This window comes from Actinotignum timonense (assembly GCF_030216305.1).
In the GTDB taxonomy this organism is placed as follows: domain Bacteria; phylum Actinomycetota; class Actinomycetes; order Actinomycetales; family Actinomycetaceae; genus Actinotignum; species Actinotignum timonense_A.
The window spans coordinates 107,116-119,698 of the sequence record NZ_JASOKT010000002.1 but is presented as its reverse complement, the minus strand read 5'-3'; the positions used below and the strand labels follow the sequence as shown (position 1 = coordinate 119,698).

Here is a 12,583-nt window from a genome sequence, read left to right as displayed (position 1 = left end):
GAGCTGAGGCGTGTATTCCGCAGCTGATGGGAATTTCCTAGCAAGCTGTGCGCATCCGTTGCGGAATAACGCGTTCCGTGAGCCCGAAGTGCGCGTGGGCCTCGGTCGCGGTGAAAGAAAGTAATGCTTCATCGCCGAGCGAGGTGAATTCACCGCGGGTAGGCGTTACGTTATCAGCCTTGAGTAGCTCTGCGGCTACCGCGCGGCCAAGCATGACAGGAACGGAATTTCCGATTTCTCTGAATCCGTTCCACTTGGTTACGTGGAATCTGAACCAATCCGGGTAGCCATGCAAACGTGCTGCTTCCCGTACTGTAATTACCCGAGGATGGACGGGATGAATAGGGCGGGGAGCTGTGTACGCACCACGGTCTGAGGCAGTACCGGCCCGCAAGGTATTGCAGATTCCTTCTGGGTGAAGCCGAAGGAATCTGCTGATACGTTCGGTTGTTCCGGGAAGAGTAGCGGTGAATCGGTCAATTGATTTTTGAGTATGAACTGTTCGTGCGGATGCAGTAAGCCGATTACCCACGGCCGGGCGCGGCCGGGCGTAATTCCTCAGATCTTGTGTGATACCACGCAGGATTGCCGCGTAGGGGCTTGGTTCCGAATATTCAGTGCTCGCCACCGAGTCACCGCGCAGCAATTCCTCAAAAGTATCTGCATCGGGTAGATCTGCAAGAGCGTCACTGACACTGGGACCCAACGGGAGCAGACTCTCTTCCGGGAGTGAACCATCGATACGGCGTGGCGTATACCGTGGACTCGGGTAGCTGGGGCGCGGGCAGTCCTGCCGATAGCCCAATAAGAAGAGCCTTTTTCGGGATTGTGGAGTGCCAAAATCTGCTGCCTGTAGCACCGATACTGGCTCGACAATGCGATAGTCCCCGTGAGAGACAAATAGTGCGATAACTTCGTCGAGGAGCTGCCGGTGCGAACCGATAGTTAGCCCCGCAACGTTTTCCATAACGAAGTAGCGCGGGCGCAATTCCAGGACTAAACGGACATATTCCTTGAGGAGGGAATTACGTTCATCGTCCAGAGCTCGTTTGCCTATCAGTGAGATCCCCTGGCAGGGTGGACCTCCTGCCACAAGGTGAATCTCTTGATCCTGAATATCTGATTCGGAGCGGATCATAGCGCCGCTGACGTTACGCACGTCCGCGCAGAAAGTCTTACCGTAGGGGAAATTAAATTCGTGGACAGCAGCGTGGATCGGATCGTATTCAACGGACGCGGTAACGTCATACCCGGCTTCCTCAAGGCCGAGAGAAAGCCCGCCGGCACCCGAAAAGAGGTCCACAGCAATGGGACGACGAATACTCTGTGACATGCTCGCAGTTTATCAGTGGCCTACGACAGAATTTTGGAGTAGAAGGAAGCCTCCGCGACCGTATCGCCCATGGTAGCCTGAATATCGAAGACCCCGGAACGATCCCTAGCCTCGGCTAAATCGCCGGGGTTACGACTTTCCAAGATCCGCACATACGTCACAACCGGTCCAATAGGCCGGGTTCGGAGTCGGAATGATTAAATGGCCGCCAAGGCAAATCGGAAGAGGGTTAACAGTACTCCTAAGCGTCATTGTTATGCTTTGGGGTTGTTCAAACGGCAAAACCACTTTGCACTCGGAAAAGCTCATCAACTGGACGCAGTACGAAGTTACAGATTCACACGAGCTGACTTTCACCGTTATCACGGGTGACCCCAAATGTTTCAAGTTGCGTACCGTCACCAAGGAAACTGATGGACGCATTGAGGTGGCAGTTATCGAAGGAGTACTACCGAATGCTCCACAGCACTGCACGGCTGTAGGCCGGATCGAAAAGCTCATTGTTAAAACTGAAGCCCCAGCGCTAGAACTGGATGTCCACGTTTTACCAGCAGAAGAAGTCCAACTAAATCCCTGACTTCCGAAAAGCAGACTTCGGTAAATGAATAGAAATGTGGTGTGAGTATTTATTAGCCAGAATGGTGGAGCTAAGGGGATTCGAACCCCTGACCTTCTCATTGCGAACGAGACGCGCTACCAACTGCGCCATAGCCCCAAAGACCTGATTAGTTTAGCACCCGAACGGCCCGGAATGAAATTTCGGGGAGTGGTTCCCATTACACCACTCCCCGATCTTCCTTTTCAGTTAGTACCCGCGGCGCGGCAGCACATCAGTCAACCAGGCTGCCTCGGCCTACCACAGCTACGCGCGGCGCTTGCGCAGCAGCTCGTCCAGAGCCGCCCCACCCGCGAGGCCGTCATGCGCAGGTGCAGCCACCTGGGCAGGAGGCACTGCGGCTTCGGCCTTCGGTGCCGGCGCGCTGCTTTGCGACGCAGCTTGACCCGCCGGCACTGCGGAAGCCGCCGCGCCTTGCGCCACAGCATCCACAAACGTCACCCGCTCGCCAATCTCCTTCGGGCGGTATGGTACCGGAGCTACCGGAGCTTCAGGGGCTTGGTAGGGCGCTACCGTTCGCTGTTGGATCTGCGGCTTGAGCGTATAGCTGGGCAGCTGGCGGCGCGGGACCGCCCCCGCAACGAAACGCTTAGGAAGTTTCTCCGCTTGTTCACGCTGCGAACCGGCGATAGGAGCGAAATCTTCCGTGGCGATAATCCCCTGTTCAAGGGTCACCGAAATGCCGGAACGGCGCTTAGGCGCCCGCGCCCCCGCGTTCCGGCTCCGTGCTTTTCCCGGGTTCACCCCGGCATCATGTTCCTCGGTACTCGCAGCCTGAGCATCGCGAGCTTCACCAGCGGCACCGTCACGAGCATCGCCAGCAGCTTCACCTTCGCCAGCCGCATTTGCGCCGCCGGTGGCCGCCGAAGCAGCCGTTGGCGTGGTGGCCGCGCTCCTACTCCCCGCACTCGCGCTCGCCGCGCTCCGGCTGAGATCAGCGCTCCGCCCCAGGTCCGCACTGCGGCTCGCATCGGCCGTCAGCGCCCCGAGGTCATCGCTTCCCAGGGCCGCGCTGGCCGCGCTCAAAGCCGAATGGGCGGAAGCCGCCGAGACCGCCGAACGCCCGGGGCGCGGGCGAGCCGGGCGGCGCGAATGGCGCTGCGCCCCGCGGGTCTTCCGGATACCAAGTTCCTCGGTGAGCTCGGCAATATCCTCACGGTCACGAGCGGTTGCCTTCCCCATTTCACTGAGGAGGTAGCCGAAGCCCGCCCCGTACAGCACCCCGATGCCCACAGCAACGTAGAAAATCCAACGTGGCATCGTCGTCGTAAAAGCAAGAGCGCCGAGCACCACAATAAGCAAGCCTAAAGCGCCCGCAACCACAAAACCGCGCTGCCGATTTGCCGCGCGTTGGGAAATACGTGCCTTACGGCGCGCGCGTTCCCGCGCCAGGGTGCGCACATTACCCCCCGCGCTGGGTGGAAGAATATCGCGTTCGTCGTTCTCTGCCATGATGACCTCCGGCTTCCGGAAAAAAATGGCCCCGGTTGGCCCGCCCGTTTCCACGCCCGCCGTTCCGTCCGGCAGCGCGAGGGTGCGTAGCTGGGGTGAATAGCGTTCGTCGATGCGCACATCCGCGAGGATGACGCGCCGCCGATACACACCAGGGATGACATAGACCATGAGCAGCACAACTACTGCCATCAACGCGTATCCCTGGAATCCCACACAGCCACTTTAACCAATCGCGGGGCGCTCAGGCAGGGACGCGCCGTTACTTTCGTAGAGAGAATAACAACGATGTGATTCGTGGGACGAATGGGGTTGTTGAGCAGGGCTATCCCTTCAAGCTGGGCTTACCCGTTGAGAATCATGCACTCTAATTCGTCGCCAATTCCCACGCTTTCCTTATCCGCGGGAACCACCGCGAGCCCGTTCGATTTCGCGAAATTCGCCAGGGAGAGCAGCTCCACATCCCCCACCGGGTCAAATTCGTAGCCGGCGCGCGGATCGCCGTACACCTGCACCCGCACGTAATCTTGCACGCCGGGCCGGGAGAGCAGCCCGCGCGCCGCCCGAGCCCGGATCGAGCGCGGGGTCACATGCTTGTAGCCGGCCATTTTCCGCAGCGAGGGGCGCACAAACACCTCGAAGCACACCAGCGCGGCCACCGGGTTGCCCGGAAGGCAGAACATGAGTGCCGAATTTGCGACGTCGCCCCCGATGGTACCCACCCCGACGTGCCGGCCCGGATTCATAGCGACGGCGTCGAACCGCATCGAACCGAGCGGGGACAGGACCTCCTTGAGGGTATCTCCACCCCCGTAACTCAAACCGCCGGTGGTGAGGATAACGTCAGCGCGCAGCAGCTGGTCCTCCAAGGACTCGCGCAAAAGATGCCGGTCATCGGAAACCGCCGGTACGCGATACGCAACCGCCCCGGCGTTACGCACCGCGGTGGCAAGCGCGTGCGAATTCGCGTCGTAAATCTTTCCGTTCCCCAAAGCTTTTCCGGGCGCCACCAGTTCATCGCCCACAGACATCACGACGACGCGCGGCGCCGGGCGCACCCGTACCCGGTCGCGCCCGGCCGCCGCCAGCAAGGCAATATGGCGCGCCCCGATACGGGTGCCTTCTTCCAGAATCGTGGTGCCGGCCCGCAGGTCCTCACCCTGCGCGCGCACATTCTCCCCGGGGGCCACGCGCGCCGTAATATCCACCTGCGCTTCCCCGTGATCCGTATCGATAAGGGGAACAACGGCGTCCGCGCCCGTGGGCATCCGCGCCCCGGAAGCAATGCGGGCCGCCGCGCCGGGAGTGTGGGCGATGCGGTCGGTGGTGACGGCGAAAATATCATCGGTCACCGGGAAATGCACCGGGCGTGCGGGCTCGGCACCGAAAGTTTCGTCCGCGCGCACCGCGTACCCATCCAGAGCCGCCAGGTCGGTGTGAGGAACATCAACAGTTGCGACGACGTTTTCGGCAAGAATACAACCCATCGCGTCGGCAAGCTCCACATCGAGAGCCTCCAAAGGCTGGGCGACCTTTAAGAATTCATCGAGTTGCTCGGCTACTGTTTTCACGTATTCCTCCTCGGTACACAGCACAGCGTACCGGTTTGGGGGCCTGCCGGCGCTCACGCCGCGCGCACGGGCCTTGTTATTAGAGCACGACGGGCCTTGACTCCACACCACAAGGGCCTTACTCCTAGCGGGCATCCAGCACCTCGTGCCACACTGGTGCCATGACCGACCACACCATATCTCTTCCTGACGTCTCCGCGATGGCGGTGCCGGAAGCCAAACAGGCCTTGCGCGCAACGGTGCGCGCGGCTCGGGCCAAGCGCACGCCCGCAGCCCGGGAGGAAGCCGAAGCCCGCTGGGTCACCACCGTGCTGGATTTCCTCGGCACCGCCACCACGGTTGCCGGCTATATTTCCGTCAATAACGAACCGGGCACCCGGGCCCTATGCGATGCCATTGTGGCCAGCGGGCGCACCCTCCTTGTCCCCAAGCTCGGCCCCGGGCTCACCCGCCAGTGGGCGCGCTACACCGGCGCGGAGAATCTCACCGACCAGGCCCCCGGCCGCCCGCCCGCACCCCGGGGCGAAGCCCTCGATTCCACGGTATTACGCGAGGTAGACGCCGCTTTTATCCCCGCGCTGCTCGTCAATCACGACGGCGTGCGCCTGGGCCAGGGCGGGGGCTGGTATGACCGCGTGCTCAAGCAGCTCGATAGCGCCACCCCGGTCGGCGCCCTGATATGGCCCGAAGAATACGTGCACACGCCCCTCCCCCACGATGAGATGGACGTGCCGGTGCGTTACGTTCTGCTCCCCGAGACCGTGGTGGACCTGGGCGGACATTCTCCCCTGCACTAGGGTTGCGGGCGACTTCCCCGAGGGCACGTGTCACGCGCTAGAATAATGCGCCGTACGGCTTGTGCCGGCCGCCCCTCGGCTCGGCCACCGGCCCGGAAAGGAAGAACGTGCCTACCTACAGTTACCGTTGTGACAATTGCGGTCACCATTTTGATGCGCACCAGTCGATGACAGCCACCGCCCTGGTCACGTGCCCGGAGTGCGGGAAAGACGCATTGCGGAAGGTAATGGCAGGGATTAGCGCAATCGTGTTCAAGGGTTCGGGTTTCTACCACAATGACTCGCGTTCTTCGGGTGGGAGCTCCACGCAGAACTAAGTACGACGGCGCAGCTCGGTTTATCCCCAGCTTCGCGAAACGCTGCCGGTATCCACAGGCGGGCCCACTTCTGGTTGGCGGCTGAGCATTCCTCGCTAGCCTCAAGCTATGACTGGTATCCACACGCGGCTGTGGCGGGCACGCCATCTGCTGCTGGCCGGGGTTGCCCTCCTGGCTTTTTTCACTATTCTTCAGGCGATTGAGCGCCGCTACCCGGAAACCGGGCAAGTGCTGGTCGCGCGCCGCAATCTAGCGGCCGGGCATGTGCTGAGCGGGCGTGATGTGGAGGCGCGCACCGTGGCCCGGGATCTCATTCCGGAGAATGCGCTTTCTTCGCAAGCTGAGGCCAGCGGGCAGCGCCTGGCCGCTAATATTCCGGCCGGGTATCCCCTAGCCCGCGGGGTGCTGCTCTCCCAAGAATTCTTACGTGATCCACCCGCCGGGCACGTGGTGGTGGCGGTGCGGGTGGCTTCCGATGGGACCGGGAGCTTTATTGAGCCGGGCAATTTTATTGGCTTATATGCGCCGGCCCCGGAACATAGTACGGAGGCCGGAGCAGTCCGGGTGGTGGAACGAGCCGCGGTGGTGGGAATCGGCGAAGAGGAAAAGAATGCCGGCATGCTCTCCGAGGGTGTCACATATCGGGTGCTCTACCTGGTTGTTCGCGAAAAAGACGCTAATCTTATCGTGGGCTATGCTGCCGCGGATTCTTTGCGGGCAGTGTTGGTAGCCCCTCCATAGTTTCTGCCGCCGGGGCATTCCCGGTGGCGCTCCGCGCGAAAGGATGGAAGGTGCTCGCGGGTTTCAAGAAATTCATTATGCAGGGTAACGTCATGGACCTCGCCGTCGGTGTTATCGTCGGTGCGGCTTTCTCAGCCGTGGTGAAGTCCCTGACGGACCATATTCTCATGCCGCTTATCGCCGCGATTTTCGGCCAGCCGAATTTTGACGGTAATTTTGTGTGGCACCTGGGTGGGGGCGAAATCCAATTCGGGAGCTTCCTCACCGCGGTGGTCAATTTCTTCATCGTGGCTTTCGCGCTGTACTTCTTCCTGGTACTCCCCATGAATAAGATGCGTGAACGCCACGCCAAGCCGGCCGCGGAGGCCCCGGAAGATCCCCAGCTCATCCTCCTCAAGGAAATCCGTGATGAGCTGCGTGCCAAGCGCGACTAATCTGCGCGATTGATGTGCCCGACTAATCCGCGCGACTAATGTGCTCGGCTAATCGGCGCGACTCACCGCTCGAATACGTGCAGTTCTGAACTCGCGCGGTTCTGAGCGGGTGCGGGGCTTCGCTGTTTTCCGGAGTCCGCTACCGCTTAGAGCTTGCCGATATTTAGAGCTTGCCGAAGTGGGGCGGGCGTTCGTCAAGAATGCTCTGTTCGTGAGCGGTGCGCGCCACAATATCTCGCGTGCGAATATCGCGTGCGGATACGGCCGCGTCCCGGGGTGCCACGGTAGTGGCCCCCGGGGCGCTCTTTTTTAACGCGGATTTTTTGGTGGGCGTATCCGGGTGCGGTAGGGTCGCTCCCCCGTCCCCGCGCGCGAGGCGCTGGAGGGCTTCGGCGGCGTCCTTGAGTTCGCCACTTTCCACCCGCCGGGCATCTACCTCGGAGAGGCGCACCACCGCCCGGTGGACGCGTCTTGCCTGCTGAGCACTATCCCCCTGGCTGCTATCTGCAACCTGGCTGTTATTTACCACCCGGTGGGTGCTTCCGGAATGTGCCTTGCTCGCCACGGCCGCGCGCCTAATCCTGGGCCAGGCCGGAGCGGCGCACCACGTTACCGAGCACCGCATCGGCCTGGGGCCCGCGGCGGCGAATATCAAGTTCGCTGCGCAGTTCTTCCACCAGCTGTTCGGAGTTACGGGCCACCCCATCGGAGGCAATCCAGGCCACCATGTCATCAAGCTGGTCATCCGAGTAGGCGGCTAGCGGCAGGCCCGGCCGCACCGCGGGTTTCTTTCCTCGGGCTCGCCGCGATGCTTCCGGATCCGGCGCGGAAGTTCCGGCCTGTGCACTGCCGGCCGCGCTACCCGAGGCCGGGGTGTGCGTACCTGAACTGTTATCTGCGCCGGCTTCGCCCTGCTGAGCTTCCGCGCTTTCCGTGCTAGCAGCGCCCGGCATTCCGGCGCCCGGCGCGCCCGCGGCACCCGGCGCGCCCGATGCGCCAGCATCGCCACCAGCACCCGCCGCAGCAACATCCGCTTCATCCGCCACATCCGCGACGTCCGCCCCAAACGCGGGGGTATCTTCAGCCCGGTGGCGCGCGGCGGCCTCATCGCGGCGCACCACCCGCACGAGCGCTTCGATACGGTCCGCCTCAGATTCCGGATCAAGGAAAATCGAGGAGGAGAAGGTTTGGACCACCTTCCAGCCCAAATCCTCGAGCATCTCGACCCGGTAGCGGTCCCGGCGGCGCAGCGATGGTTCGGCAACGTAATCGGCGTCGTCGGTCAGAACAGCCACCCGCCAATCGCCTTCGTGTTCGGCAACAACCAGGGGGATGCGCAAGCCGGCGTCGTAGCCGTAGTAGAGGGCGGTGAAAAGCCCGCGCCCGCGCAGGCGCGCGGCCAGGTCGAAGAGCAGCGGGCTGGCCTTGGCCACGTCCTCGTCCGCCCCGATGAGTAGTTCTTCCCGGGCGGCCGTCTCCAGCAGGGTGGCCAGGAGCCGGGGCGCCGCCCCGGAAAGGTCATCCACCCCGATATCGCCGGGGCCCAGCGAAGAAATGACACTCATATAGCGGCTGGGAACCAGGAGTGCCTCGCTCAGGTAGCGCGCGCCTTCCGCTTCGGTAAGCGGGCCGAAAGTATGAAGCACCCGGCCGTGCACCGTCTTGCCGAAGCCCACCGAGAAAATAACCCGGTCGCGCCGCAGCCCGCTCGCCCCGGTAATATCCACCACCGGCACCAGGCTGGACGCGGATTCGCCCGCCTCGGTCAACGCCGGGCTATTGGCGATGGTGCGTTCCACCGCCGCGCGCACATGCACGGCATGCAAACGCGAAATCGTAATAACCGCGAGGGATTCCTCCGGGCGGGTGAGGAGGTGATCCACCACCGCATCCACCACCGCGTCCACTTCCGCGCTGGGGGCTTCCACCATTCCGGTATTCGGGGAGGGAACCCCGCGTCCGTCCACTACCTGCAGGCGGTCCGCCCGGCGCACCCGCCCCGCCGGAGCGGCGCGGTCGGCGTCGTCGTACCCGAGGGTGCGCAAGCAGGCGAGGGCAAGATCATCGTGATGCGCACGGAACGTGGGAAGTTCGCACACCGGAAGCGCATCGGCCAGGGCCGCGAGCGCGCTATCCGCGCCCGCCCGCGCCACGTCACCGAGGACGACGAGCTGCGAGCCGCGCGCCATGAGGGCGACCACCGCGGCGAGCGGAACATCCTCGATACCGTCCAGAATCACCACATCCGCCCAGGGCAGGGTGGGGATGAGCTCCGGGACCAGAGCCGGGGGCACCACCCATACAGGGCGGGCCGCCTGGACCAGCGCGGTTGCTGAAGCGGCCACGTCGGCCAGCGCGCTCACGCCGGCGCGGGCCAGGTAGCGGTCCACCGCCACGGTTTCTTCGCGCTGCTTGCGGGCCACCGATTGCATATGGGTAATTGCGGCGCGCAGCACCGGCCCGGGCAGGCTCTCCACGTGTTCGCGATCCAGATCCCGCACCGTGTGTACAAGCATGGCCAGCTGTTGCGGGCCGGCCTGGGCCAGCACGGTATTCCGAGCGATGAGCTGTTCGAACACAGAGTTGGTGTAGGCCAGGTCGAGTTCGGCGGCCACCGCTTCCCCGCTCACTTCGCGGCGGGCCATATCGCGGGCGAAATCTCCCAGGCCGCTGTCCTCAAGGTCGTGGAGCAGGTCGATGCGGCGCGGCTGGGAATCGAGCACCCGGCGCTGGGAGACCAGGGTGCGCACCAGGGCCAGCACGTTTTCGATGGGTTCGCGGCGCAGGCCGGCGCGGTGCGGGAGGAATTCTTCGAGTTCACGCACCTGCCCGTCCACTTCCGCGGCGGTGGCCCGGATCATCGTCATGCCCTCGGGGAGGGTGGGCCAATCGCTTTCCGCGCTGTAGCGGCGCCAGATATCGCGCTGGCGTGCCACTTCGCTCAGGGCCGCGTGCATATCCGCCACCCGGATCCCGGGGCGCACAAAATCGCGGGCCTGCTTGGTCAGGGCGCGGCGCTGGGCACGTTTCATGCTTTCGCCGTGCTCGGCGCGCCATTCATCACTCGCGGTGGCGATCACCATATCGGCAACCGAGCGCTCATACACGGCGGGTTTGAAGACCTCGAGGGTATCGGCGATCCCTTCGAGCATCTTGATTTGTTCCATCCACTGAGCCAGGGTCTTCGGGCGGGCCAGGCCGGTCTCCCCGGCCACCCGCTGGGATTGCTCCATAACCAGGGGAAGGGTTTCGGTGGCCATGCGGGTCACGGTGGAGAAGGCGCGGGCGGCGTCGTCCTCCGTGCGCACCTGCGCGCGCAACCATTCCGAATTCCCGCCCCCGCTAAAAGCCCCGGCGCGACTCGCCTCCGCGAGCCGTTCGAGCACCGCCTCCCGATCCTCACGAACGCGCGCCGCAGCGGTGGCATCCAGGCGCACCTTCGTGGCCGGGCCCTGGGGCTGGGCGGCGAGCTCGGCCAAATGCTCAAGCACGTCATATACCGAGGTATTCCACACCGGATCGACGGCGTGCAGAGCGTTCACGTAGCCGCGCAGGCTGCGGCGCGCCGCCTTGAGATCGCGGCGCACGGCCAGGGTGCGTTCTTCGTCGATCTGCGGGAACTTTTGGCGCAGGCCCTGGCGCAGCCGCAAAGCCGCGCCGTTAATATCAGAAAGATCAATGAGCAGTTCCCCCACGCCGAGCTCACCGGCCCGCGCGGTCACCGCGGCGCGCCGCGCCCGACTGCCGGGAATATAGAGGACGGAGCGGCTGGATGCGGCTGCGTCCGCGGCAATCGCGACCAGGGTGGTCACGTCCGCGCTTCCCGGCGGGGTATCGATCACGACGTCGCGGCCAGTTGCCACGGCTTCCACCGCGGCAAGTTCAGCCACATCCAAATCGCCCACTCCGCGTTCGCCTTCGGGGGCCCGGTCGCGTTTTTCGGCCGGTGGGAGCGGGGCGCTGGTGAGCTGGTGGGTTCCGCGATCCCCGGCAATTGCCGCGAGCACCCCGGAACGAATCATGACCGGGCGCAGCAGCTCCGCGTCGGTAATCGCGCGCGCGGCCGGATCGGCAAACATGCCCAGCAGCACCTGCGGACGGTAGGAAGCCCCGGGCAGGTAGAGATGCGATAGACGCCGCACCCGGGTAATAAGTTCATCTTCGGTGGCCCGCTCCACCCGGGTGAGCTGGGCCAATTCGCGCACCGGGGCGCCGTGCTGGCGCAGCGCGCTCACAATATCCGGATTGACGGACAGGGCCGGGGTGGTTTGGATAAGGGCATCCGTGCCCACGTCCTCCACCTGCAGCAGGCGGTACACAATCGGCACGCTAACTTCGCGCACCTGCCGGGTTTCTTCACTGTTGGAAGCGGCGGCTTGCGCGGTGCTTTGCCCGGCAGCTTCCGAGGCGGCTTGGGTGGCGGGTTGCTCGAGCGACTCCTCGAATCCGGCCGACTCCTCCCCGAGGGCTGCCTCTGCACCGTTCGCGCCAGAACCGCCGGCCGCCGCGTGAACAGCGGCTTCCTCCGCGCAGGCCCGCATCGCTTCCGGGTCGAGCTTGAGTTCGCCGGTGTCCTCATAGCCGGGCTCCAGCTCATCACTGGGCCGACGCGGCGGGAGCTCCGTCCACGTCAGATTGCCGCTGGCCAGCTGAATCGGGGCGTACCCGTATTCTTCCGCGGCGCGCGCCACCTGGTCCCGCAGGGTACGCCAGGTAGCGAGGGCCTCCTGCTGGCTGCGCTCCTCCCGAATAAGCGAGGTGAGGCGGGTGGGCGCCCCGGAAGAAAACTGCGCTCCCCCGGTCGGGTGCGGATGGGTGAGATCAATGCACACCCGGGCGGCCACATTCTCCGCCGCGCGCTCGGCCCGCGCGGCCAGCTCCTCCTGCCAGGCCGCATAGGCCCGCGACACGAGATCTTCGCGCTGCGGGGCGGGAAGCGGCGCGGGATGGTCCTCCGCTTCCGCTCTACTACTGTCACTTTCAGTTCCGTGTTGCACAGCTGCGGTTTCCGAGGCGCCGTGCGGTACGACGCCGCTAGCGCCGGCCTGCGGTGCCTGCTGAGCTGGAGTGGCGGAATTTCCGGCGGCTTCCGCGCTGGCGGCGGACTCAGCCGCGGCCGGTGAGGAAACGACGGGCGTATCCTGCCCGGGTTCCGCGGGGTCACGGTCGCCCGCGGGCAGCGCGGCGGCCTCGGGAACCGCGGCGGTATCACGAGAAAGAGATTCACGAGCCGAATGCCGGCGAGATGAGCGTCTGAAGAGAGGAGTCACAACCTTAACGCTACTCAGGTCCGGCGTAAAAGTCCCTATGCGCGCCGCAATA

General features: G+C 64.1%; 10 protein-coding genes and 1 tRNA gene. 5 read left to right on the top strand and 6 right to left on the bottom strand.

The features are described 5' to 3' along the window. Nucleotides 1-37: 37 nt before the first annotated feature. Nucleotides 38-1,333 carry a DNA cytosine methyltransferase gene (locus QP305_RS02255; protein ID WP_284903701.1) on the bottom strand — a complete coding sequence of 432 codons (1,296 nt, stop codon included), beginning with the start codon at nucleotides 1,331-1,333 and terminating at the stop codon, nucleotides 38-40. 193 nt (nucleotides 1,334-1,526) lie between these two features. Here QP305_RS02255 and QP305_RS02250 point away from each other — a divergent pair, with 193 nt between their 5' ends. Further along, a complete protein-coding gene (locus QP305_RS02250) occupies nucleotides 1,527-1,910 on the top strand; it encodes a hypothetical protein (RefSeq protein ID WP_284903700.1) in 384 nt (127 codons plus the stop codon). A 62-nt stretch (nucleotides 1,911-1,972) separates the two neighbouring features. On the opposite strand, the gene QP305_RS02245 is transcribed toward QP305_RS02250, so the two are convergent. The 3 genes from QP305_RS02245 to QP305_RS02235 all read right to left on the bottom strand — a co-directional run bounded on the left by QP305_RS02245 (nucleotide 1,973) and on the right by QP305_RS02235 (nucleotide 4,972). Then, nucleotides 1,973-2,048: transfer RNA gene (locus QP305_RS02245), tRNA-Ala, on the bottom strand. 147 nt (nucleotides 2,049-2,195) lie between these two features. Next, complete coding sequence (locus QP305_RS02240) at nucleotides 2,196-3,593, bottom strand: DUF6667 domain-containing protein (RefSeq protein WP_284903699.1); 1,398 nt, start codon at nucleotides 3,591-3,593, stop codon at nucleotides 2,196-2,198. A 152-nt stretch (nucleotides 3,594-3,745) separates the two neighbouring features. Further along, on the bottom strand, nucleotides 3,746-4,972 hold the full coding sequence (locus QP305_RS02235; protein ID WP_284903697.1) for a molybdopterin molybdotransferase MoeA: 1,227 nt from the start codon (nucleotides 4,970-4,972) through the stop codon (nucleotides 3,746-3,748). A 161-nt stretch (nucleotides 4,973-5,133) separates the two neighbouring features. Between QP305_RS02235 and QP305_RS02230 the strand changes: the two genes are divergently transcribed. From QP305_RS02230 to mscL, 4 genes are all read left to right on the top strand, one after another. After that, the gene (locus tag QP305_RS02230; RefSeq protein ID WP_284903696.1) at nucleotides 5,134-5,769 is read left to right on the top strand and encodes a 5-formyltetrahydrofolate cyclo-ligase; all 636 of its coding nucleotides are present in this window, start codon (nucleotides 5,134-5,136) and stop codon (nucleotides 5,767-5,769) included. 107 nt (nucleotides 5,770-5,876) lie between these two features. Then, the gene (locus QP305_RS02225) at nucleotides 5,877-6,086 is read left to right on the top strand and encodes an FmdB family zinc ribbon protein (RefSeq protein WP_284903695.1); all 210 of its coding nucleotides are present in this window, start codon (nucleotides 5,877-5,879) and stop codon (nucleotides 6,084-6,086) included. A gap of 108 nt (nucleotides 6,087-6,194) precedes the next feature. After that, the gene (locus QP305_RS02220) at nucleotides 6,195-6,827 is read left to right on the top strand and encodes an SAF domain-containing protein (protein ID WP_284903694.1); all 633 of its coding nucleotides are present in this window, start codon (nucleotides 6,195-6,197) and stop codon (nucleotides 6,825-6,827) included. A gap of 50 nt (nucleotides 6,828-6,877) precedes the next feature. Next, nucleotides 6,878-7,261, top strand: a complete 384-nt coding sequence (gene mscL, locus QP305_RS02215) for a large conductance mechanosensitive channel protein MscL (RefSeq protein ID WP_026428418.1) — start codon at nucleotides 6,878-6,880, stop codon at nucleotides 7,259-7,261. Between the two features lie 163 nt (nucleotides 7,262-7,424). Here the strand turns inward: mscL and QP305_RS02210 are convergent, their stop codons facing one another. Together QP305_RS02210 and QP305_RS02205 are read right to left on the bottom strand one after the other, a co-directional pair. Further along, nucleotides 7,425-7,826, bottom strand: a complete 402-nt coding sequence (locus QP305_RS02210) for a hypothetical protein (protein WP_284903692.1) — start codon at nucleotides 7,824-7,826, stop codon at nucleotides 7,425-7,427. Nucleotides 7,827-7,836: 10 nt separating this feature from the next. Continuing rightward, nucleotides 7,837-12,531: a hypothetical protein gene (locus tag QP305_RS02205; protein WP_284903690.1), complete on the bottom strand. Its 4,695-nt coding sequence runs from the start codon at nucleotides 12,529-12,531 to the stop codon at nucleotides 7,837-7,839. Between the last annotated feature and the right edge of the window lie 52 nt (nucleotides 12,532-12,583).